Source organism: Candidatus Defluviilinea gracilis, from assembly GCF_057138825.1.
Genome location: NZ_DBNHEF010000078.1, coordinates 57,877 through 82,526, shown reverse-complemented (window position 1 = coordinate 82,526; position 24,650 = coordinate 57,877). Strand labels below are relative to the sequence as shown.

Annotated in this window: 15 protein-coding genes and 2 riboswitches; of the genes, 9 read left to right on the top strand and 6 right to left on the bottom strand. The window is 55.9% G+C overall.

Annotated elements, in window-relative coordinates; all coding sequences use genetic code 11:
• Positions 1-24: 24 nt before the first annotated feature.
• The 5 genes from AC16KF_RS15290 to AC16KF_RS15270 all read right to left on the bottom strand — a co-directional run bounded on the left by AC16KF_RS15290 (position 25) and on the right by AC16KF_RS15270 (position 6,336).
• Complete coding sequence (locus AC16KF_RS15290) at positions 25-2,523, bottom strand: HoxN/HupN/NixA family nickel/cobalt transporter (protein ID WP_484038207.1); 2,499 nt, start codon at positions 2,521-2,523, stop codon at positions 25-27.
• Positions 2,524-2,550: 27 nt separating this feature from the next.
• Positions 2,551-3,099: a hypothetical protein gene (locus AC16KF_RS15285; protein WP_484038206.1), complete on the bottom strand. Its 549-nt coding sequence runs from the start codon at positions 3,097-3,099 to the stop codon at positions 2,551-2,553.
• Positions 3,100-3,246: 147 nt separating this feature from the next.
• On the bottom strand, positions 3,247-4,530 hold the full coding sequence (locus tag AC16KF_RS15280; RefSeq protein ID WP_484038205.1) for a ferredoxin reductase family protein: 1,284 nt from the start codon (positions 4,528-4,530) through the stop codon (positions 3,247-3,249).
• A gap of 134 nt (positions 4,531-4,664) precedes the next feature.
• Positions 4,665-5,075, bottom strand: a complete 411-nt coding sequence (locus AC16KF_RS15275; protein ID WP_484038204.1) for an STAS domain-containing protein — start codon at positions 5,073-5,075, stop codon at positions 4,665-4,667.
• Positions 5,076-5,106: 31 nt separating this feature from the next.
• Positions 5,107-6,336, bottom strand: coding sequence for a ribonuclease H-like domain-containing protein (locus AC16KF_RS15270; RefSeq protein ID WP_484038203.1), 1,230 nt, complete (start codon positions 6,334-6,336; stop codon positions 5,107-5,109).
• 320 nt (positions 6,337-6,656) lie between these two features.
• Here AC16KF_RS15270 and AC16KF_RS15265 point away from each other — a divergent pair, with 320 nt between their 5' ends.
• Complete coding sequence (locus AC16KF_RS15265) at positions 6,657-14,900, top strand: sortase (RefSeq protein WP_484038202.1); 8,244 nt, start codon at positions 6,657-6,659, stop codon at positions 14,898-14,900.
• 68 nt (positions 14,901-14,968) lie between these two features.
• Here AC16KF_RS15265 and AC16KF_RS15260 read toward each other — a convergent pair whose 3' ends face one another.
• On the bottom strand, positions 14,969-15,625 hold the full coding sequence (locus tag AC16KF_RS15260; protein ID WP_484038201.1) for a sortase, YLP family: 657 nt from the start codon (positions 15,623-15,625) through the stop codon (positions 14,969-14,971).
• A 57-nt stretch (positions 15,626-15,682) separates the two neighbouring features.
• Positions 15,683-15,775: riboswitch (cyclic di-GMP riboswitch) on the bottom strand.
• Between the two features lie 77 nt (positions 15,776-15,852).
• A riboswitch (cyclic di-GMP riboswitch) is annotated at positions 15,853-15,944 on the bottom strand.
• 225 nt (positions 15,945-16,169) lie between these two features.
• On the opposite strand from AC16KF_RS15260, the gene AC16KF_RS15255 reads away from it, so the two are divergent.
• The 8 genes from AC16KF_RS15255 (at position 16,170) to AC16KF_RS15220 (ending at position 24,626) form a co-directional block, all read left to right on the top strand.
• Positions 16,170-17,597, top strand: a complete 1,428-nt coding sequence (locus AC16KF_RS15255) for an MFS transporter (RefSeq protein ID WP_484038200.1) — start codon at positions 16,170-16,172, stop codon at positions 17,595-17,597.
• Between the two features lie 51 nt (positions 17,598-17,648).
• On the top strand, positions 17,649-20,699 hold the full coding sequence (locus AC16KF_RS15250; RefSeq protein ID WP_484038199.1) for an adenylate/guanylate cyclase domain-containing protein: 3,051 nt from the start codon (positions 17,649-17,651) through the stop codon (positions 20,697-20,699).
• Positions 20,700-20,715: 16 nt separating this feature from the next.
• Positions 20,716-21,612, top strand: coding sequence for a helix-turn-helix domain-containing protein (locus AC16KF_RS15245; RefSeq protein ID WP_484038198.1), 897 nt, complete (start codon positions 20,716-20,718; stop codon positions 21,610-21,612).
• A gap of 12 nt (positions 21,613-21,624) precedes the next feature.
• Positions 21,625-22,830: a sulfotransferase family protein gene (locus AC16KF_RS15240; protein ID WP_484038197.1), complete on the top strand. Its 1,206-nt coding sequence runs from the start codon at positions 21,625-21,627 to the stop codon at positions 22,828-22,830.
• Positions 22,831-22,860: 30 nt separating this feature from the next.
• The gene (locus AC16KF_RS15235) at positions 22,861-23,151 is read left to right on the top strand and encodes a nuclear transport factor 2 family protein (protein WP_484038196.1); all 291 of its coding nucleotides are present in this window, start codon (positions 22,861-22,863) and stop codon (positions 23,149-23,151) included.
• A 68-nt stretch (positions 23,152-23,219) separates the two neighbouring features.
• Complete coding sequence (locus AC16KF_RS15230; RefSeq protein WP_484038195.1) at positions 23,220-24,197, top strand: aminopeptidase; 978 nt, start codon at positions 23,220-23,222, stop codon at positions 24,195-24,197.
• Positions 24,190-24,333 carry a hypothetical protein gene (locus AC16KF_RS15225; RefSeq protein ID WP_484038194.1) on the top strand — a complete coding sequence of 48 codons (144 nt, stop codon included), beginning with the start codon at positions 24,190-24,192 and terminating at the stop codon, positions 24,331-24,333. The genes AC16KF_RS15230 and AC16KF_RS15225 overlap by 8 nt, the downstream gene beginning before the upstream one ends.
• A gap of 89 nt (positions 24,334-24,422) precedes the next feature.
• On the top strand, positions 24,423-24,626 hold the full coding sequence (locus tag AC16KF_RS15220) for a hypothetical protein (RefSeq protein WP_484038193.1): 204 nt from the start codon (positions 24,423-24,425) through the stop codon (positions 24,624-24,626).
• The last annotated feature ends 24 nt before the right edge of the window (positions 24,627-24,650 follow it).

Here is a 24,650-nt window from a genome sequence, read left to right as displayed (position 1 = left end):
TCTCCCAAAAAATAACGGCGCGCGCTACGGCGCGAGCCACATTGCGCCGAAACCTGGCTGGTCGAGGTCTGTGATTTGCCCGGTGTGGATGTCGATCAATTGCAGTTGCGGTTCGGACGATTCCGAATCGATGAATTCTACGTCGTACAACAGTTGGCTCCCATCCGGCGACCAGGCAAGACTGCCGTATGCCCGGCTGGGCAAAGCAGTGAGGGCGCGCGCTTCGCTCCCATCCGAGCGCATCAGCCAGATCTGGTTGCCGCGCTCGTCGGCGAGGTTGCGGCGGATCAGCGCGATCCAGTTGCCGTCCGGCGACCAGTCGGCGAAGAGAATCTCATGATCGGTATCCGGGCTGAGGTTGCGCGTTGTGTCGGAAGCCAGCCGGTACACGAATACTTGCGGAACAACTTGCTGGTCGTCTTTGATGATCGCATCGAGATACAAAATCGCATCGCCGCCCGGCGCCCATTCTGCGGCATAGGAATATAAACTTTCCACCAGGCGGCTTTCGCCGGTCTTGGTGTTGTATAGCCGCAAACCGCCGGCGGCGGAATAACTCAGCCACGCGCCATCCGGCGACCAACGCGGAGCCGAGCCGGGGAAGTTCATCGTTTTGAACAACGGCTTGTTTTCTCCGGAGCGCAGGTCCATCCATCGCGGGCTGATCGATATGTTCTTGCCATCCGGATAGTTGAGGTATTCGTAGACGATCTCGTTGCCATCGGGAGAAAAGGCCGGACGCGAGCAGAGCGCTTGCATACAATCGATTAATTTTGTTCGTTCGCGCTCCCTCAGGTTTACCAGCCAGAGACTGTTTTCGAGTTTTTCTGTGCGGGTGGTGTAGAGCGCTTGCGAACCGTCTGGTGAAAGCGCGTATCCCGCCACGTTGTCGCGTTCGCCGCTTAACAGAATCGTCCCGTTGGGAGATGTGACGAATAATTGTTGGATATCCTCTTCCCCTCCCGAAAGATACAGGATGTGCGCTTCGTTTCCCCCAGTGGAGCCTGCTCTCGCCGCCTCGAGTTCATCCTCAAACCAGGCATACGCGCCGGCGGTCAATGCCGCGCCGAGGGCAAAGACCACTACGGCGCTCACCACCGGCAAGACCGGCGTAATGCGGTCGAACGCGCCGAAACGGTCGAACAGGCGGCGGCTGTTCACCATGACCAAGCCGATGACGATCAACACCAGGGCAAGCCCCAGGCTGAACGATACGATCAACGCCAACCCAAGCAGGATGCGGTTGATGGCGATCGCCACCAAAAGGATGGCAATCGCATCGGGGCATGGAACCAACCCGCCGCTGACGCCCAACGCGATCAGCGACCGCCACGTGATGGTCTCCGGCACATCATGCGAATGGAGTTTGCCGTCGCCATGATGGTGCAAGCCGGCGGCAGGGGCTTGAATGGTGATCGCGCCCGAAACTTTCCTTGTGGATACCGGCGATAGCGAAACCTTCCGCGTGAGAGGGGCGGGCTTTTTCCTCCAAGCCCGATAGCGTTGCAACAAAAGATACAATCCCAACCCGAGGATCAACAAGCCGGAGAGCAGTTCGAGGAGCGGGATGAATACGGTGGGCAAAAAATATTGCGAGACGGCTAACGTGACAACGCCGAGCAATAACACGGAGCCGGTGTGGGTCAGCGTCACCACCGTCCCAAGCACAACCGCATGCCAGGACGTGCCGCGCGAACCGACGAGATACGCCGCCACGATCGTCTTGCCGTGACCGGGCGTGAGCGCGTGCAGGGCGCCCAACACCAGCGAGATGGCGAGCGCCAGAAAATAAAACGATGTGGAAACTTCCTGCTTGCGAATCAGGTCCAGCAGAACTTCGCGCGAGTTGGCATCCGAAAGACTGGGGGGGGCGTTTTCGGCAGGCTGAAAAGTAGACTCTTGAGACGCGGATGGAATCGATGGCAGGCCGGAATCCCATTCTGCCCATAACGATGTTTCGCCCGCTGGCTGTTTCCCCGGCGGGAGGAACGTCACTGCGATGCGGTTGCCCTCCTGCAACGGGGTGGGAAATTTCAGTTCGTCTTGCGCGGCGATGAAATACCAATTGGTCGATTTCGCCGGTTCCAGCATGTTCAACAGAACCAGTTCGAACGATTCATCGGGGCGCGCCGCCCAGGTTGCGGAGAAATGCAACGCGATCGTTTCCGCGCCGGATTGAAACGCCTCCAGGCTCGACGGGAAGGCTGAATCCTCCAGGTGGAGAGGCAGGCTCACCCCGTCGATAGAAGCGGAAAGAAATCGCGCTGTGGCTTGCGCCCAAGTTTGTTTTTCCTGTTGGCTGAGGGCGTTGTCTTTGTCTATATCCACTTGATGCCAGGCATAGGCAACCAACAACAGACCGGGGTTCACCTCCCAATCGACAGAAAGTTTTTTCGCTGTCACCTCCGCGCGGATCACGTGAGTGTACCCATCGGCGGGATGCGCATACGCGATTTCGGCGCGCGTCGTCAGGATTGCCAGCAGGGCAAGCAGGACGAGGATTCGGTTTTTATTTTTCCGCATGGATGGTTCGCGCCCGGAAAAAGTTCATCAGCCTTCGAGGTCAATGCTTTCGCCCGGCAGGATTTCTTTTTTGAGCAGGCAATAGACCCCGGTGAACAATTCATTTTCGCCGCCCGTGGCGATGGCGCGTCGTATCGGAAGGACGTGGACAACCTCCCAGCCATCCAGCCCGATATTGTCGAGCGCGGGGACTTCGTATCCCTTGCTGAACGGGTCCTCGCCCATCAGCGCGTTCGACGGCAGGTGTACCATTTTATAGCGATAGACTTTTCCGCCCTGCGACAGGCGCTTCTTCGCCGATTCGATACGGGTTCGGCGTTCAGCCTGTTGCTCCGACTCGATCTGGCGTTTCATCTTCATCGCTGGCGGCGAGGCGAGGATCTCATTTGCCACCTCGAGCATTTCCTCGTCGTCGCCCATCGTAACCAAGATGAGGAATTCGTAACCGCGCTGGTCGCCGAGTTCGATCAGACCTTCGGCAGATTCGAGGCGCGTCAGCCATTCGTCATCCTCGGTCATCAGTTCGTAGAGGGTTTCGCGGTCGCCCATTTTTACGAGATCGTCAATTTGCGTCATGGTTTCCTCCGGGGAATATTGATAGGATGCGCGCAGTTAAACCTATTGCGCCGTGGTTGCGTTGCGGCGGCAGTACAACTGCCCGCCAACTGCGTAAGTTCTGATGTATTCACTCACCTTACGCAGTTAACCCGTAACGCGAGTGAATTACCTGAAATTGAATTCTTCATAATGGATATTTTCGGGCGGCACACCCAGCTCGATGAATTTCTTCTCGAACGCCTGCGTCATGGGGAGCGGTCCGCACAGGTAGACGTGATGCCCGCTGACGTTTCCGCCCGCATTCGCCGCAATTTCTTCGATGGTCAACGATCCCATTGTAGACGAGAAACGGATACGCGGCTTCAGGCGCGGGTTTATCTTCGCCGCCGCTTCGATCTCCTCTTTAAAAATGGCTTCCTCGGGATGACGCACCGTGAAGTAAAAATCGACGTCGCGGTGAAGATCGCCGTTCATATCGCGGATGAATGAGAGGAATGGCGTCACGCCAATGCCGCCGCCGATCCAGATCTGCTTTTGCCCGCCGGTCTTATAGTCGAACATGCCATGCGCGCCCTCCACGATGGCATCCGCGCCGGGTTTGAGTTCATGGAACAAGGCGCGGGTGAAGTCTCCGGAGGCTTTGATGGTGAGACGCAACACATCCTCGCCGGGCGCGCTGGAGATGGTGAATGGATGCGACTCGTTCAGGTTCTTCTCATTGGGGAAACGCGCGAAGAGAAATTGTCCCGCCCGCTGGCGTTGAATCGGATTCTTTTTGGGGCGCAGAATCACTTCGGTGGTCGAACCGTTCGGATGATTCACCGCCTCCACCGTGTATGGGATATATTTTTTGAACCACCCGCCAAACACTTCCGTGTACAGATACGACACCGCGCCGATCACGAAAAAGATTTGCACATAGTTGATGGCAATGAACGCATCCAGCGGATGACTGATGGTCAGCGAGTGGAAGAAAGCAAGAATAAAGAAAATGCCGACATATTTTTTGAGGTTCTTCCAGCCCTCGTAGGTGCCGCCCGTGATCTTGTTCAAAAACGGGACGCGCGGCGCAAGACTGACCAGCGCGATGGAAACGATCCCTGTGAAAGCGATCACACCCAGATAGTTGCCCAACGCCCAGCCGCTCAACGAGATGGGCACGGTCAACACATGGACAAAGATCAACAGCAGGGCGGCGGTCGAAGTGTGGCGATGCGTCACATACATCTTGTCCAGCCCGCCGAAATATTTTTCCGCCCACTTGGGGCGCGTGGAGAGGAACAACGACACCGACATCAACACAATGTTGACCGAGCCGATGATTTCACCGGCGTACTGACGGATGAAATTCTCCTGTCCATTATCGTCAGGCGGAAATACCAGCCAGACGATCACTGTGAGAAGAATCAGAAAGATCACGAACCAGTTGCCAAGAGTTCCGCGCTTCATTCGACGCTCCCGAAATTACAAGTTGATCATGCCGAGCCCGAACGCGCGCGCGGCTGGCGGTGAATTCCATACCGCATGGGAATATTTCCCGTTAAATCAAAACGACGTGGGAACTTCCACATCGCTTGTATTGCCTAGAACGACTTCACAGCCTCGTCGAGGCTTTTATGGATCTCGAACACATTATCGAACCCGACCATCTCCAAAACGCTTGTGATCTGTTCAATGGGGTTCAACAATTTGATATGTTGCTGTTTGCCGGCTTCCCTGGTCTTTCCCATCGAGCGATATGCCGACCAGCCCGCCTCGGTATCCGGCAATGGCTCGCCGCGCACCATCAGCGCAATGCTGTGGATTGCCACCAAACCCGCGCTCGAGATATACGTTAGACTGCTCATATCCACCAAAAAATCACGGGCGCCGGCAGCGTACAACTCCTTCGCCTTGTCGATCACCTGCTGAAAATTCTGACCATCCACCTCGCCGCTCAACCCCACGATGGTCACTTCCACACGGCTCGTTTGTTTCGAAACGACGATCTCCATGGCTCCTCCTTCAAAGCAGAGAATACGCCCATTATAAACCGTCTTTGCGCTCCAAACGCGCCAACCGATGAGCAATTTCATCCAGCCAGTGTTTGCGCTCGTAGGCTGGCAAGTCGGCGCGTTCTGCCTGCTTGCGCGCCGACACCGTCCACTTAAGCGCGGCTTTCACATCGCGCGTTTTATGTTCATAATACTTCGCCAGTTCGATATGTGCGTAGATATGACCCGCCTGCGCCGCTTTTTTCCACAAGCGCGCCGCCTCCTCATACCCGCCGCGCTTCTTTTGCAGGATGGACAACCGCTTCACCGCCACGTGGAAATCTATCTCGCCCATAGGCGACTCAAGCCCACGCTCGTACAAACGCGCGGCTTCCTCCACGCGACCGAGATCCTCGAACAATTTGCCAAGCGCGATAAAATCCAACCCGTGTTGCACATTGCCATCGTACGGATTCTCCAGCATATCATTCATATGCGCAAGCAATGCCGCCATCGCCGCCACATCCATGGCGTTGTGATAGAACACCCCTGCCAGTGGAGTCGCGTCGCCGGTGCGCAGATAATCGAAATACAACCAGGGGATCTCGTGCCCGGGCGTTTCCTCGCTCGAACGTCTCAGCCCCAGCACATGCTCTTCGAGGTATTTCAATGCGCGCGATTCAAGCCGGTCACGCCACAACCGCCGCGCAAGAGGCAATAAATCCACGTGGGAATATCCATTGAACGGGCAAGGCGTATCGTGTAACGCGTATCTTGTCTTGAGCAACGGCGCATCGAAGGCTTTGCCGTTGAACGTCACCAACGCTTCGCACGGCGCGAGGAAATTCGCCAGTCCTTCGAGCAATGCCGCTTCTTCGGCAGGATCGCGCATGAAGAATTGCCGCAACACGAATTGACCTTCCATGAAGCGAGCCACACCGATGAGAAATGCGTATGTGCCGGTCCCGCCGGAGAGACCCGAGGTTTCCGTATCGAGAAAGGCAAATTTGGAGACTGGAAGACTGGCGACTTTTACATCATTTGCCCACTGAGAAACTAAAGAAAGAGGGAAAGAGGAAAGAAGAGCCGAATTGCCGTAATGATGGTTTTGAGGAAAGGTTTGCTCTGTGGTGAACACCTCTCCGCGCGGAGTGGAGAGAAAACTACCCCGCACGATCGAGTCGATGGTGGGCGAATCAGGCTTCCCTGGAGGAAGAGGCGAGATTCCCTTCTTCACGCCGAGCGACTTGAGTTTATCCGCAAGAGAGGGCTTGGAGTTCATTCGATCCTTACGCGCGATTATAACCAGAGCCACCCGAGTTCTCGTGATAAACGTCCTGCAGAAAATGTAACTTTTTGTAACGTTTCCACGAGTACTCCGTCGTAAAATAACAAAGCTGTAATGTATCCATAAGTACTATTCAGCAGATTATAAGCTGTCAGGTAGGGGAGAGATTGGGTTGGTCTACGCTACAGAAGGCCGGGATAGCGAGACCGGACAGCAATTTGGGTGGCAATTGAAGCGCGTTGTTGGGATTCCCGTAAAAACGGCAGTGTTTTTTCGCGTCTTTCCCAACCATTCTCATTCCTTGTGAGGAAAAAATGAATATTTCGTCCTTCGCCCCAAAGAAGTTGTATGTACATTTTTTTGCCGCGGTCTTGGCGGTTCTCTTGGTATTGAGCGCCGCCACACCCGCCCCGGTTCGCGCGGCGGATACAGGTTTGCAAAGCCCCACATCCTGTACCGGCTGGACCAACCCCGCAAATGCGTTGTCCTCCAACAACGTGTACGCTACCACCGCCGGCGGAAATAACCAGTTGGTTTGCGCGTTCAACCTTCCGGCAATTCCGGCTGGCGCTGTGATCAATGGGATCGAAGTATCCATTGAGGGTATGTCAAGCGGATCGCGCGAGGCGGATGTGGACCTCTCATGGAATGCGGGCGGGAACTTTACCGGCGGCGACCCCAGCACCACCTTCGGCGGAACCGAAACAACATTCACGCTTGGAGGCGCGGCAAACACTTGGGGAAGAGCCTGGGCAGTGGGAGATTTTACAGCCGCAAATTTCAGAGTACGCCTCACATCAACGGGTTTTCCAACCTCTGGAACCATTTCTCTTGATCTCGTTCGCGTGAGAGTTACCTATAGTTTCGGCACGACCACCACTGTCGTTTCCGATATTAATCCATCCGTTGCGGGTCAAACGGTGACGTTCACCGCCACGGTTACATCAACCAGCGGCGCTCCCACTGGAACAGTCAACTTCCGTAACGGCGTGACCGTGATCGGCACCGGAACACTCGACGGCAGCGGGGTGGCTACATTCAGCACCAATACATTAACGGTTGGCTCGCACAATATTACCGCTGTTTATGTTGGGGATGCCAATTTTGGAACGAGCACATCCGCCATCCTTGTGCAGAATGTCAATCAGGCGCCGACGATCACATCCGCGAATAACACAACGTTCTTGGTGGGAACAGCCGGCAATTTCACAGTAGCCACCACCGGCTTCCCTGCGCCAACGTTTACTCTAAGCGGCGACCCCTTGCCGAGCGGAGTAACCTTCAATACCAATACCGGTGTCTTTGGCGGCGCGCCCGCATCGGGCACGGTTGGCGTGTATAACTTCTTAATTACCGCCACCAACGGCATTAGTCCTGATGCGACCCAGAACTTTACGCTGACGATCATCAAGGGCAATCAGACAATCAACTTCCCCGCAATCTCCAGCCCGCGGGCATATGGCTCGACCTTTGTGATCAATCCGACGGCGTCTTCTGGTTTGCCCGTCACCGTAGTGGCAAGCGGCGTATGCACGCTCGCGGGAAATACCGTCACGATGACAAGCGGAACAGGGACTTGCACCCTGACCGCCTCACAAGCGGGCAACGATGACTACAACCCCGCGCCGGATGTGGTCCGCACTGTTGCGGCATCGCGAGCAACGACAACGGTTTCTGTCGACCCGGCGCCGCATACCGCCGCCAACCCGAGTCAGTCGTTTTACAGCCATCCGATGACGTTCACGGTGACCGTCTCCTCTGCGGCTGGGACGCCAACCGGCACGGTTACATTGACCGGTGGCAACCCTGCGCAAAATATCACCGCCACGCTCGATGCCGCCGGCGTTGCCTTGATCACCACCAGCAATTTGAATGTGATCACATTCCTTGGAGCCCCTGTTCCGCATGGGCTGACGGTCAGCTACAGCGGGGATGCCAACTTCAATACGGATTCGGAAGCGGTCTCTCACACCATTCTGCCTGCCCCAACCCAGGTGAATGTTACCTCCGATGTAAATCCCTCCGCCGAAGGCCAGATGGTGGTCTTTACGGTAACCGTCACTCCAACGGCGCCGGGCACTGGCATTCCGGCTGGGTCCGTCACCTTATGGGACGGTTCAACACAAATTGGCTCAGCAACCATTTTGAGCGGCGGAGTCGCCACATTCAACATCAGCACGCTGACATTCGGCTCGCACAACATCTCGGCGCGCTTCGTCAATAGCAACGATAACTATGCCACCAGCAATAACACTTCAAACCCGTATGTTCAAAATGTCCGGCGTTTCACCACTGCAACGCTGACATCCGATAACAACCCGTCCATTTATGGGCAGAACGTCACGTTTACCGCCACCATCACCTCCGGCTCGCCGGGTGTGATCACAGGCTCAGTGACCTTCTACAACGGCGCAACTGTCATCGGCACAGACAACACAATCGTCGGCGGGGAAGCAACCCTAACGATCAACTCGCTCGTGGTGGGAACCCACCCCATCACCGCGGTTTATAGCGGCGACGGAACATTCGCCACCAGCACAACAAACATCGTGAGCCAGGTGGTGAATAAAGCCACCTTGACCGTGACCGCAGATCCGCAGACCATCACCTACGGCGATGCCGACCCGGTCTTCACCTTCCAGTACAGCGGATTCGTGCTCGGCGATGACGCGGCGGATATCGACACGCCTCCCACATGCGATGCGCCGACTCCCCACGTCAATGCCGGCGTGTATAACGGGATCATCGATTGTTCCGGCGGCTTGGATGATAACTATGATTTCACATACGTGGATGGAACCCTGACGGTCCTGCAAAAAGCATTGACGATCACCGCCGACAATCAGGGCAAGATCTACGGAACCACATTCACTTTCGCCGGAACCGAGTTCACCACCACTGGCTTGATCTTCACCGATTCGGTTTCGAGCGTCACGTTGACCAGCGCCGGAGCGCCCGCCGCCGCGCCGGCTGGGACCTATCCGATCGTTCCGAGCGCGGCTGTCGGCACAGGGCTGTCAAACTATGCCATCACGTATGTCAACGGCACAATGACCGTTGGCACGAACGTGTTGACCATTACCGCAGACGACCAAACCAAGACCTATGGCGATGTATTCACGTTTAATGGCACAGAGTTTAGCGTGGTCGGTCTCCAGCCCGGCGACAGCGTCACCAGTGTGACTCTCACCAGCGCAGGCGCTCCTTCCGCGGCTGTCGTTGGCACGTATCCCATCACGCCCAGCGCCGCAGTGGGAACCGGCTTGAGCAACTATGTGATCGTGTATAGCGACGGGCAAATGGATGTCAATCAGCGCAGTCTGACATTCAACCCCAATGCGCAAACAAAAGTCTACGGAAGCGTGTTCAGCGCCTACACCGGCGCGTTCACAGGCTTGCGCGCAGGCGACAACATCACCCCGATCTACGACAGTCTCGGCGCGCCCGCCACAGCCATTGTCGACGTGTACGGAATCACTGTCACACTGGACGATCCCGATGGGAAGTTGGGCAACTACATCGTCACGATCGACCCGGCGCCCGCCGCCACATTAACCGTCACCCAGCGCGCGCTCTCTGTCACACCGGACGATCAAACCAAAGTGTACGGCGAAGTGTTCACCGCGTTCACCGGCGTTATTTCGGGCATCCAAAATGGAGATAATATCACCGCCACTTACAACAGCGCTGGCGCGCCTGCCACTGCGGATGTAGGGATTTATACGATCACCGCCGCGTTGAATGACCCCGACGGCATGTTGAGCAACTACAACATCACCCTCAACACCGGCACACTCACTGTAACGCGACGAAACCTGACCGCAATCTCGGACAGCCAAAGCAAACTCTATGGCGAAGTGTTCACCGCGTTCACCGGCTCTTTCATCGGTATCCAGAACGGCGATAACATAACCGCCGTTTACAACAGCCTCGGCGCGCCCGCCACCGCCCCGTTCGGTTCGTATCCCATCACCATCACCTTGGTCGATCCTGATAACAAACTGGGCAACTACACAGTCACACAAAACATCGGCACCCTCACGGTCAATCGCCGCGACCTGAGTTTCGTGCCCGACGATCAATCGAAGATCTATGGCGATACATTCAGCGCCTTCACCGGCGCGGTTACCGGCTTGCAAAACGGCGATGCCATCACGCCGATCTACTCGAGCCCTGGCGCAATTGCCACTGCCCCGGTGGGAACTTACCCGATCACAATTACACTGAGCGACCCCACGAATAAACTAGGCAACTATAACTTCACCATCGGAACTGCCACATTGACCGTGACCCAACGCGACCTCATCGTTACCCCCGACGATCAGACCAAACAATACGGCACATGGTTCATTGCGTTCACTGGCGCCATCACCGGCATTCAAAACGGCGACAACATCACCGCCAATTATGCCAGCGCCGGTTCGCCGCCCTCCGCCGCCGTTGGCACCTACCCGATCACCGCCACCTTGAACGACCCCACCGGGAAACTTGGCAACTACAACGTAACCTTGAACACCGGCACGCTAACCGTTACCTCCTCCGTATTGACCGTCACCGCCAATAACCAGACCATCACGTATGGAAATCCCGACCCGACTTTCACCTTCACCTACACAGGATTCGCCTCCGGTGACGGACCGGGCGTAATCAACACGCCTCCGACCTGTAGTGTGTCTGGTCCTCACACCGACGTGGGTACCTACCCCATCGTTTGTTCCGGCGGCTCCGACGACGCGTACACGTTTGTCTATGTGGATGGAACTCTCACGGTCCAACCGCGCGCGCTCATCGTCACACCGACCGACAAAACGAAGGTCTATGGCGATGTATTTACCGCATTCACCGGATTGATCACCGGCATTCAATTTGGCGACAACATCACAGCCACCTACGCCAGCGTCGGCGCGCCGGCCACCGCAAATGTTGGCGATTACCCGATCACAGCCACCTTGAACGACCCCGACAACAAACTCGGCAACTACACCGTAACGCTCAACACAGGCACACTATCTGTGACGCCGCGCGCCCTCACCGTCACGCCAGCCGATAAGACGAAAATCTACGGCGCGGTTTTCACCGCATTCACTGGAACGATCACAGGCGTTCAAGCAGGCGATACGATCACCGTCACCTATGACAGCCCCGGTGCGCCGGCCACAGCCGCCATCGGTGATTACCCGATCAACGCCACGCTCAACGATCCGGGGAACCGTCTACCCAACTACACGGTGACTCTGAACATCGGCACGTTAAGCGTCACCCCGCGCGCGCTGGTCGTCACGCCGGACAATAAGTCCAAAGTATTCGGCACTGTGTTCACCGCATTCACCGGCACGATCACCGGCATTCAAAACGGCGATAACATCACCGCAACCTACGCCAGCCCCGGCGCGCCAGCCGCGGCGCCGGTGGGAACGTATCCCATCACCGCGACGTTGAACGACCCAGACAATAGACTGCCGAATTACACCATCACGCTCAACACAGGCACGCTGTCGGTGGGCTTATCCATTCTCACCATCTCAGCCAACGATCAGAGCATTGTGTATGGAAGCCCAGACCCGGTCTTCACCTTCACCTATTCAGGCTTCGTCAATGGAGACACCCCGGCAGTCGTCGATACGCCGCCAACTTGTCAAGTTGCCGTTCCGCATAACAACGTAGGCGCTTTCCCGATCACCTGCTCCGGCGGAATCGACGATAACTATGTCTTTGCATACACACCCGGCACATTGACGGTCACACCGCGCGCCCTCACCGTCACCCCGGATGACAAGACAAAGGTCTATGGCGATACGTTTACCGCCTTCACCGGCCTGATCAGCGGCATTCAAGGCGGCGATATCATCACCGCCAATTACGCCAGCGCCGGCGCCATAGCCACCGCGGGAATTGGATCGTATCCGATCACGGCAACTCTCAATGACCCCGGTGGGCGGCTTGGGAACTACACTGTCACCTTGAATACCGGCACACTCACCGTAAATACCCGAGGGCTGGTTGTTACCCCGACGGACGCAAGCAAGGTCTACGGATCGGTGTTCAACGCCTTTACCGGCGCGATCGTGGGCATTCAGAATGGCGACCCGATCACGGCAACTTACACAAGCCCCGGCTCGCCGGCAACCGCCATTGTGGGAGCCTATCCGATCACAGCCACATTGAACGCGCCGGCCGGCGTACTCAACAACTACACCGTCACATCCAACACGGGCACGCTCACCGTGACTCAACGCGACCTGACCGTGACGCCCGCAGATAAATCCAAAGTGTACGGAACGGTCTTCACGGCGTTTACCGGCACGATCACCGGCATTCAAAACAGCGATCCGATCACCGTCACCTACGCCAGCGCGGGGGCGCCCGCCGCGGCGGCAGTGGGTGATTATCCGATCACCGCCACATTGAACGACCCGAGCGGCCGGCTCCCGAACTACAACGTAATTCTTGGAACGGGCACGCTCAGCGTCACGCTGGCAACCACATTGACCGGCGTCACATCCGACAACAACCCGGCGGGCGTGGGCGATCTTGTCACTTTCACCGCCACCGTCACCTCCAGCGCGGGAACGCCCACCGGCACCGTCACGTTCTACGATGGCGCAAACTCAATGGGCACCGTGACCCTGGCAGGCGGGGTGGCGACCATCAGTACCAACACGTTGAACGCGGGTTCGCATACCATCACTGCGGTGTATAGCGGTGATGCCAACTTTGCCGGCAGCACTTCCGCGCCGTATGTTCAGGGTGTGGGACAAACAGTCTCGAACACCGTTGTCACCTCGAACGCGAATCCCTCCGTTCTGGGTCAAGCGGTTACATTCAACGCGATTGTTACCGCATCGACCGGCGTTCCAACCGGCACAGTAACATTCAACGATGGCGCGACGGTCTTGGGAACTGGCGCATTGAACGCCGGTGTAGCGACCTTCACAACAAACGCTCTCACCTCCGGGTCGCACAACATTACCGCTTCCTATGGCGGAGACGCCGACTTCTTCGGGAGCGTATCCGCTGTGCTCACGCAGATCGTCATCCCGAACACGACCATCGACACTACGCCGCCCGACCCAGATAACGACCTGACCCCGATATTCACGTTCAGCAGTACCAGCGCCACAGGCACTTTCGTCTGCCGCATCGACGGCGCGCCTTTCGCCCCGTGCAACTCCGGCAATTCGTTTGGTCCGCTTGTCGCGGGGAATCACACCTTTGAAGTCGCCGCGGTGGATACCTTCGGGAACACCGACCCGACGCCCGCATTGTACGTTTGGACGATCGACACCTCCACACCAGACACCGATATCGATTCATCCCCGCCCGCCGTCACAAACAGCGTGGACGCGGCGTTCGCCTTCTCCAGTCCATCACCAGACACCGCCAGTTTTGAATGCCAGCTAGATGGCGGCGGTTTCGCCGCATGTACAAGCCCGCAAAATTATCTAGCGCTGGCAGGCGGACCTCACATCTTTGAAGTGCGCGCGATCGACGATGCCGGCAACCCAGACCCCACCCCCGCATCGTACAACTGGATGGTCGACCTCGGCTACCCAACCGTGATCGGGAGCGAGCCCGCCAACAACGGCGTAACGGGACGCAACACCACGAGAATAACGGTGAATTTCAGCAAAGACGTGAATCAGGTTAGCAACACAGATCTCGGGTCTGCCACGAACCCTGCCAACTACCTCTTGGTGGATGATGGTCCCAACGAAACCTTCGATACCGTTTCATGCGCGGGCGGTTTGATTGCCGATGATGTACTCATCCCGATCGCCATCCCCACGTATAGCAATGGCACGGGAGCGGGTCCGTTCATCGCCACCTTTGTCATCAATGGTGGGATCGGTCTCACGGACGGCAATTATCGACTGTTCGTATGCGGAACGACTTCCATCCTGGATGTGGCTGGCAACGAATTAAACGACGGACTCAACGATACGGCGATCACCTTCACCGTCGTGCCGCGCGTTCCCGGCGGTGACGGAGACGGCGACGGTAATGGACGCGGCAATAACTCAAACCTGGGATCCGGATTCCTTATCCCTGTGACGGGCTTCGCGCCGGGGAAGATTACCATACTTCCGGAGCAACCCGCAGATCAGCAATACGCCGCCACCGACGTTTGGATGGAAATCCCGCGCCTCAAAATAAAGATCCCGATCGTGGGCATTCCGCAAACAAAGAACGGATGGGACGTGTCATGGCTTGGAAACAAAGGCGGTTGGCTCAACGGTTCGGCATTCCCCGGCTGGGATGGCAACTCGGTCATTACCGGTCACGTATGGGATGCGAACAACAACCCCGGTCCGTTCGCCAACCTCGTCAACCTGCAATACGGAGACAAGATCAAGATCCACGCATTCGGTCAGGTTTACACATTCGAAGTAACCGCCAGCGCCCTGATCCTGCCGAGCAACACAAAAGCCGCGTTGAAACATGAAGAAACACCCTGGTTGACCCTCCTCACCTGCGAAAACTACATCGCAGAGACCGACACCTACACCCACCGCCGCATGGTGCGAGCTGTGCTGGTAAGCGTCACGCCGGAAAAGTAAAGATCATTTCACGAATCAGAAAAGCCGCTCAACATTGGGCGGCTTTTCTGATTCATGGAACATTGAGGTCACAAACCATTTGCTTCCCAAAGTTCCTCATATTCCGCTTTAGGGATGGCGATCACAAACAGCCTGCCCCAGGTCGAAATACCGTCTTTTTCGATGCAGGTCTGAAAGGTGACGTATCCATCGCTCACGAAGACGCGCTTGAACATCTGGTTGACCGTGAGGGTTTCATCGCGGTCCAAATTCTGAAAGGAACTGTAGGGACTGTTGGGTTGTAATGCCTGATATTGCAGGATCTCATACACAACAAAAGTTTCCACCTTGCTGTCGCCGTATACGATCCGCACTTCATCGCCGGCTTCCAGGTTGAAGAAGGATTCACCGGCGAGGTAATTGTGAGCCACCAGCCCTACCGTGCCATACCCTGCCGCCATACGGAATTGAGTGACGCGGTCCTCCTTACTCGAAAGAAAGCCCGGGTTATCGAGCGGTTGCTGCGCCACGCGATACGCCATCACATTCGGAACATAGACGCCGCGCACTACATTTTCCTCCCCGGTGTGAACGGATTGAACAAACTCTGAAAAATTGGGTAGCGCGGCGGCGTCTTGTTTCTTCATTGCCAGCGCGGGCATCGCATTCAGCAAAAGCGATGCGGCGAGGCTGAGCAGAATACCGGCTCGCGTGAGCCAGCGTATATGTTTTTGAGTGAGCGCCATTCGAAACCTCCGTTTCGATAAAAGCGCTCAACAGCAACCTAATGGTTAGGTAATGTTTTCGGCAACCTGGCAATCGTAGCCACACTCGCATGTGACCGTAGACCCATGGCTTTGCGTCCCCGCCTTTCGGCGGGTTTGCCTTTATCGAACAAATTGAATTTGACCCGATACAAAGCGAGCCGGGCAAAGGACTGCCAGGCTCGCGGAAATAAACAAAGCGTTATTTCTTCGGCAACCTGGCGATCATGGTCGCGCGATGCGCGACGGTAGATCCATGGCTTTGCGTCCCCATCTTTCGACGGGTTTGCCCTTATCGGATTTTGTTAATCGCAGTATAGCAGAAGGTTACAGATTTTCACTTTGCATTTCGGTTATAACGGCTTACAGGAGTGCAATGGGGGCGGGCGAAAACAAGTAAACAGGTAGACAGGTACACACGTAAACAAGTGGTTCTTGTATACGTGTTTCCGTGTCTACTTGTCTACGTAACTCCGTGTCTACCTGTATACATCCCTCCGTGCTACACTTGCATCCTCAAATTCAGATGAACAACAACTCAAATCAGCGGCTCCCAATGTGGATCAAATTGCTCTATGGCTCAGGTGATTGGGGCATCTCGAGCATCGGCATGATGCGCTCGATCTTCCTCGCCATCTATCTCACCGATGTGGTCGGGCTGGAACCGCGTCTGGCTTCTTTCGGCGCGCTGGTCGGCATCGTCTGGGACGCGGTGAACGATCCCATCATCGGCATCCTCAGCGACCGCTTGCAATCGCGCTGGGGCAGGCGGCGTCCGTTTTTGCTGTGGTTCGCCATTCCCTTCGGCTTGAGTTTCGTCATTCTTTGGTCTGCGCCAAATTGGGATAACCAGATCGCGTTGTTGATCTATGTGACTCTCTCCTTCATGATCTCCGACACGTTGACGACTCTCGTCTCGGTCCCGTTTCTTTCGCTGACCCCCGAACTGACCCCCGATTACGACGAACGCACCAGCCTGACGAGTTTCCGATCGTTCTTCCAACTGGTCGGCGCGCTTGCCATGGTCATCGCCGCGCCGACAATTATTGACATGGTGATCGAGGCGGGCGGCTCGCAACAACAGGGATTTATGACCGTGGGCGCATTATTCGGCGCGGTCGGCGCGATTCCCCTGCTGTTGATCGGGCTTCTGCTCCGGGAAACTTCCACGCCCGAACAGCAAGAATCCCTGCCCTTTCGAGAAACATTACGCGCCGCATGGAAGAACATCCCGTTTCGCTATGCGGTCGGCATCCACATGCTGAACTGGTCGGCAGTGGATATGGTGGCTGTGGTTTTTCCATACTTTTTACTTTATTGGGTGGCGAACGGAAACTTGCTGGCATCTGTCAAATTTTTGGGCATTGACCTGGCATACGAATCCGCGTTCTTCGGCATCCTCATGTTGGTGTGCATCCTGTTCGTGCCGATTTGGTTATGGATCTCAAAGATCCGCAACAAGCAGGAAGCGTACGCGATCGGTATGATCCTCTGGGTGGTCGTCACATTTCTTATCTATTTGATTCAACCGGGCAACACGATGGAATTATTCACGCTCTCCGCCCTCGCAGGGATCGGCATCTCAGCCGCGTACACATTGCCCGACGCGATGTTCGCCGACGTGATCGAATGGGATGAACTGCGGACCGGCAGGCGGCAGGAGGGAATCTTCTACGGCATCCGCACGCTCATCCGCAAGTTGACCGGGGCGCTTGTCCTCTTTTTGACTCTGCAGGCATTGGGCTGGTCGGGCTATGTTTCTCCTCCTGAGGGCGCGCTTCAATTCACGCAAAGCGACTCGGCATTGCGCATGATCCGCTTATTGGTTTCACCCTTCGGGGCGATCATGCTTTCAGGGACGATCATCCTCGCATGGCTATTCCCACTCTCGCGCGAGAAGCATCATCGCATTCAGGAGTTGTTGGAAAAAAGGCGAGCAAAAGTATCCGAATAACAGACCCAATATGAAAACTGGTGGGAGGCAAATCAACCGAGTTGACCTATAATGAGTCAAACGGAAAACTTGATGGTAGACATTCCCTCCGGCACCGTCACGTTCCTCTTCACTGATATCGAAGGTTCGACCAAACTCGCGCAGGCGCATCCTGACAGGTGGGAGTCGCTACGTGAGAAACATCACGCCATGTTGAAGGAAGCCATTGAATCGAAGCGCGGTCATATCTTCCAAATCATCGGCGATTCATTTTGCGTGGCATTTCATACAGCGGGCGACGCGCTTCGCGCGGCGATAGATGGTCAGCGCGCGCTTTCACGGATGAACGATGACGGCGGAAGGACGAATTCATCATTCATCCTTCATAATTCATCCTTGCTCTTAAAAGTCCGCATGGGGATTCACACGGGCGAAGCCGAAGCGCGCAACGGAGAATATCGCGGCTATCTCACGCTCAGCATGATCCAGCGCGTGATGTCGGCGGGGCATGGCGGGCAGATCTTGTTATCGGGCGCGAGCGAGATTCTCCTGCGCGGACAACTGCCAGCGGAGGTGTCCCTGCGAGACATGGGCGAACGCAAACTCAAAGACATTCCCCAGCCCGCGCGAATCTTTCAAGTCGTCGCGCCTGATTTGCAAAGCGATTTCCCCGCCTTGCGCGCGCTGGATGTTTTCCCGAACAACATCCCCACACAACTCACAAGTTTCATCGGGCGCGAAAAAGAAATGCTCGAAGCGACTCAAATGTTGCAGCAATCGCGTTTGCTCACGCTCACTGGTTCGGGCGGAACGGGCAAAACAAGACTTTCATTACAAGCGGCATCCAGCCTCCTTGAACAATTCAAAGACGGCGTGTGGCTCATCGAACTCGCGCCCATCTCTGAGCCTGCGCTGGTTCCGAACACGGTGGCGAATGTTCTTCGTCTGCGCGTGGAGGATTCGCGTCCGCTGATGGATGTAGTGATGGATTGGCTGCGCGACAAAGAAGCCCTGCTGATTCTCGATAACTGCGAGCATCTCATTGACGCCTGCGCGCAATTTGCGAACACGGTTTTGCAGAACTGCCGCGGCGCGCGCATCCTTGCCACCAGCCGCGAGGCGTTGGGCATCGCGGGCGAGGTCGCCTATCGCGTGCCGTCCCTGCCGACGCCGAATGAGGCGACGGATATCAAACATCTTGAAACGTTCGACTCGGTGAAGTTATTCGTCCAACGCGCGACTCTGACCCTGCCGACGTTTCAACTCACGGATGCGAACGCCTCATTGGTCGCCCAAATCTGCTCCCGCCTCGACGGCATTCCCCTCGCTTTAGAGTTAGCCGCGGCGCGCGTCAGGGCGCTTTCGGTGGAACAAATCGCCGAACGATTGGACGACCGCTTCCGTTTATTGACGGGCGGGAGTCGCGCCGCGTTGCCGCGCCAGCAGACGTTGCGCGCGTTGATAGACTGGAGTTACCAACTCCTCAGCGAAGAGGAACGTCTCTTGTTCAGACGGCTGGCGGTCTTCGTCGGCGGGTGGACGCTCGACGCCGCCGAATCAGTTTGCGGTGAGGAGCGCATCGTCCCCGCAGGGGGAAGCGGGTTGGACATCCTGGAGTTGATGACTCGTCTCGTGGATAAATCTCTCATCAACGTCGAGCATAGCGGAAGCGAATCCCGTTACCGCCGACTCGAAACCATCCGACAATATGCGCGCGAGAAATTGTTCGAGACCGATGAAGTCGCTTCACTGCGCGACGCGCATCTTGCCTATTTTGCTGGGCTTGCCGAACGCGCCGAACACGGCTTGCAGGGACGCGCGCAAAAGCAATGGCTGGCGCGGCTCGAAGCGGAACACGATAACCTGCGCGGTGCGTTGGAGTGGTCGCTTAAGTCTCAACCTGAAACGGGTTTGCGGATCGCGGTGGCGCTCAGGGAATTTTGGGATACGCATGGACATTTGACGGAGGCGCGCAAGTGGCTGGGAATTTTTATGGATGCGACGAAGGAACTTCCGCCGACATCGTTACGCGTGAAAGCGCTCTTTGCGAGAGCGTTGTTCGCTTCGCGTCAGGGCGATGCGGAGGGATGGAAAACGCATCAAGACGAAGGTTTTGCGCTTGCCGAGTCGCTTGAGGATGCGCGGGGCATCGCGCAGGGGCTTGTGTCGCAGGGACTCTTCAAGGAGTATTTCGAGAACGATCTCGAAGCGGCTGAATCGTTTTACCGCCGCGCATTGGAATACGGACGTAAACTGAACGAAAAACTTCTCATCGGTCAGTTATTGGGACCGCTGGCTGGATGCTCGCTCAAACGGTACGAGTATGCGCGCGCGGAGGAAATCTATCGCGAGAGTCTGTCGTTGTTCCGCGAGGCGGAAAACACAAAAGAGATCGCGGGCGCGTATGGAAACCTGGCTGAGGTGGCGTTAGCGCGGCGCGACGATGAATCGGCGCGCGCCTCCGCGGAGGAAAGCCTGGCGTTGTATCGTGACTTGGACGACAAGCACGGCGTCGCTACTGCTTTGCAGACGTTGAGCATCGCATCCCATAATCAGGGCGACGTTCAGCAGGCGCAGATGGCGGCGGAGCAGGGCGTGATGTTGTTTCGTCAACTGGGAGACCGTATTTGTTTGGGTTTGACTCTCTCGGTGTGGGCGCGGCATGTTCTCGGCGGAAGTGACGCGGCGCGCGCAGAGGAAATCGTTCAGGAGGCGATGAAGGTTTTACATGAGGTGGGAGAAATGTCGGCAGAAATCGGCGCGCTCGATGTGGCGGGGCGCGTCGCGTTGGCGCAGGGCGACTTGCCCAAAGCGCAAAAACATTTTCGAGAGGGAATATCGCGCTTGAAGGACTCGAAAGAAGTCAGCCAACTCCCGTCATTACTGGAGGGATTGGCGAACGCGCTGGCGCAATCCTCGCAAACACGAAACGCAATTCTGTTGTTGGGCGCGGCGCAGGCGTTGCGCGGGCGCATCTATCTGACGCGGATGCAATTCGAAACGGCGGAGTATGACGCGCTTCTGTCTGCACAGCGGGAAGAGGCGGGCGGGGATTTTCAGTCCATGTGGGAAGACGGTTGCGCGTTGTCAACGGAACAGGCGATTGAGTTGGCTTTGAGTTGAGAAAAGGAGTTGAGGAATGAACCTGAAATCTGTTTGGTCGGCGCTCGAAGAAAGTTCTGAAATTTTGTTTGGCAATTATGCCTATCCCGCCGCAGACAAAGCCGCAGAGGAACTTTCATTGCCTGACAATTTCTACAACTGGGTGCAGGCGATTTGGCTGTTCGATACTAATCTGTTTACCATCGCCCAGCTCATGCGGTGTTTTCCATACGGACTCGCACAGGCGAACGATGAAAGGTTGACCGCCGCAGTTCAGCAGGGATATTTGGTATCTGATGGTCAGGGAAAATATCGCGCCACCGAGTCGGGAAGAACCGCCGCGTTTCGACTCATCAAAGAGGGGAATGAATTGATGGCGGCTCTCGCTCCCATGCCCAAAGAGTCTTTGCAGACGCTTGGCAATCTTCTCGCCAGAATTTCAGACACGGCTTTTAGCTTTCCTGAACCGCCCGCGCATGTCTTGATAAAAGCCAAACAAGACCTCTACGAGCGGGCGGGAATATTCGCGACACTCGATGGCGTTGTTGCCCACTTCCTGCTGTTGGAGGGTCACCGCGACGATTGTTACATTCCCACATGGAGCGCGTATGGAGTCGAGGGCCACACGTGGGAAATGCTCGACTTTCTCTCACAGAACGACGCGCTGACATTCGATGATCTGCACAGCAAACTCAGCCGTCGCGGCGTGACGGAGGAAGTCCACGCGGAGGATGTGAGGGAACTCGCGCGGCGCGGGTGGGTGGAGGAAAGTTCGGGCGTGGTCAAAGCCACCGAAGCGGGCAAACAGGTTCGGGTGGAGGTCGAGGCGGAGACGGAACGGCTCTTCTTCCTGCCGTGGTCGTGTTTGAATGAGTCGGAGTTGGAAGAGTTGTCCGGTCTCGCAAGTCAATTGCGGGATGGATTGAAGAAATGAAAGGAGGTGCTTATGTTGCCAAACTACGCTCCCATGCCGTTGCGGTACAGAATCATCGATGCTCTGGGTTCGGGTATGGAGAAGTTGGGGATACCGCTCACTAGAATGGACGCCGAACGATTGCATCAACTTGCCGAACGCGAAACGGGCTTGAGCGATTTTGGCGATCCGTATTACCGCGTTGGGCTCGACACGTTGTTGCAGTCCATTGAAAAGGACGCCAACCTGCATTTCTTCGGCAGGTTTGGCGCTCGCATGGTGCTCCTCAGTAATCTGAGCCAGCGGTTGTTGTTTGTCGAAGCGCAGAAACGGAAGCCCGACGTTTTCCGTTCGGAGATCAACCCGCCTTTTGTCATCGTTGGGGTCCCGCGGTCTGGCACCACAATTCTACAGCGTATGCTCTCCGCCGATCCCGATAACACGGGGATTCCCATGTGGCGGCTTTACCGTCCCTTTGCTATTGACGGAAAAAAAGACGATCGCCTGGCATTGACGCGCTGGGAACTGGAGTTTCGCCGACCCATGTTTCCCGAAATGGATTCGAAGCATGTCATCCGCGAAGACACGGAGGAGGAGTGCATCTGGATGCAGGCGCTGACTTTCCATTCGGTTTCGTTTTGGGTGGTTACGCCTGTCTTTTCGTACGCCGAATGGCTCGTTGCCCAGGATCAGAAAAAATGCTACGAAGAATACGGTTTGCTTCTAAAGGTCCAGCAACAGGCAACCCCTGACAAACGGCTGGTTTTGAAAGCGCCCGATCATACGCATCATCTTGACGCTTTACTGTCGGCTGTGCCCAATGCCAGAATCATCCAATTGCATCGCAACCCAACCACCTGCCTGACCAGCGCAAACAGCATGTTCTATTCCGCCCATCGGGCTGCGACTCGCGATCTCAACGTGAAGCGCATGGCGGAGACCAACAAGAAAATGTACACCCGCTATCTGGAGGGCGGACGGCGATGCCGTGAAGATCCCGTAGTCAACAATGCTGTCCTGGATGTCCAATACGATCAAATGGTGGCGGATCCCATGCAAACCGTCAAAGACATTTATTCTCATTTTGGCGTTTCATGGACGGTTCAATACGAAGAACGATTAAAGACGTTCATGAGCCAGCACCCCAAAGATAAGCATGGCGCGCATCGCTATACCCCAGAGCAGTTCGGTCAATCTGCCGAGGAACTCGATCGGCACTTTGCGTCATTGATCCAATAATGTAAATGTCGCCCCAGTAAGAGGAGAATTATGACGAACAACAATGAATCTTCCGAAACGTCACAACAAAAACAGCGGGTGTCGGGTCTTTTCGACCGAGTCGCGAATACATTCGATCATGTCGGTCCCAGATTCTTTTCTCATTTTGGGCGCCGATTGGTTGAACTGGCGCATATTCCAAGTGGCGCGCATGTGCTTGACGTGGCAACTGGAAGAGGGGCGGCTCTTTTTCACAGGGAAGACGGGGAATGGCGCATCGTTCGACATCACGTTTCGATTGCGATCCCCAATGCAGAGTTGCTCGCCAAATACGGTATGTAGTGTCCAGTCTGTTAATGCGACTGTATGATGGATTAGGAAATTTGGTTAAGTAAACGAAAGGATTCCCAATGACAGAAAAAACTGAAACACCGCGATGGGCGACGAATGTCATCCACACCTGCATGGGACTGCAACGAGGGGAGAAGATTCTCATTGTTGTGGACGAGCCGCTCGGTTATGCGCGTGACGCACTGCTCGCCGAAGCCGCGCAGACCGACCCCGCCGAGTTGTGGAATTACACCTTCCCGAATGCGAGTCGCCCAATAAGTGAATACCCGTCGCCGTTATTGGCATTGGTGACACAAGTGGACGCTATTGTCTTTCTGTTCGCGTCGGTGAATCAGCTAAAAGAATCGCCTGCCTTGCTCGCGGGGCGCGCGGCAATTGGGAAAGGAATCGCTCGCGCGGGTTTGGGCGCTTTTATTGATCAAAGCATTCTGGATATTGAGATGAGCGCAGATTATGGACAGATTGCAACATTCACAGATTCGTTGACGCAGCGTTTGCAAGGGAGTTCCACCGCGCACATCACCACAGCGCTGGGAACCAACCTGCGATTGTCACTGGCAGGCAGGGAATGGAAAAAAGACACAGGCATATTGCGCGCTCAGAAAGCGTTTGGAAATCTACCCGCAGGTGAGACATACATCGCGCCCGTCGAAGACAGCGCGGAAGGTTTACTGGTCGTGGACAAGTGTTTTCCTGGCATGTTGTTATCCGAGCCAACGCGAATGACGTTTGAAAAGGGACGTGTAACTCACATCGAAGGCGGCGCGGGCGCGGAGTTTCTCCGAAGCGCATTTGCCCAACACGGCGATTCAGCCCGTGTCATCGCGGAATTGGGGATCGGCACAAACCCGCTGGCGCGGTTACAGGGCAACATCATCACCGATGAAAAAGTTCTAGGCACGATCCACGTTGCGGTGGGGCGCAGCGATTTTCTCGGCGGCAAAAATGTCGCGACCACTCACATTGACGGTGTGGTTAGTCAGCCTACGCTAGAGATTGACGGCAAGGTTGTGATTGAGAATGGGAAGCATGTGTAATGCAAGATTCATCACATCGGCGGGCAGGCAGGCGCGGGCGGAGGTCGAAGCGTTCGCGCCGCGGTCGTGCTTGAATGAGTCTGAGTTGGAGGAGTTGGCGAGTCTCGCAGGTCAATTGCGGGATGGGTTGAAGTAAAGCGAAACAAATTGAATGAACATCGGGCTTGCGCAATCTCAGCGAAAGCCTTTGTAAAATAAAATTTTCAAAAAGGAGAAAAAATCATCATGCGAAAGAAAAATTGGAGATTGGTCATTGCGGGCTGTTTGTTTATCGCCCTGGCGCTTGGGTTCTATTTCTTGATGCTGTCCATTGCGCCGAATTCCACCGACCCTGTGATGGCGATGCAAATCGCAGGCAGGGTGACTGGCATTGTCACTGGAGTCAGCATCGTCATCATCCTCGTCGGGCTAATTGGTAAAAAGAGTTAAAAGCCGATCCTATGTGAAAATGAG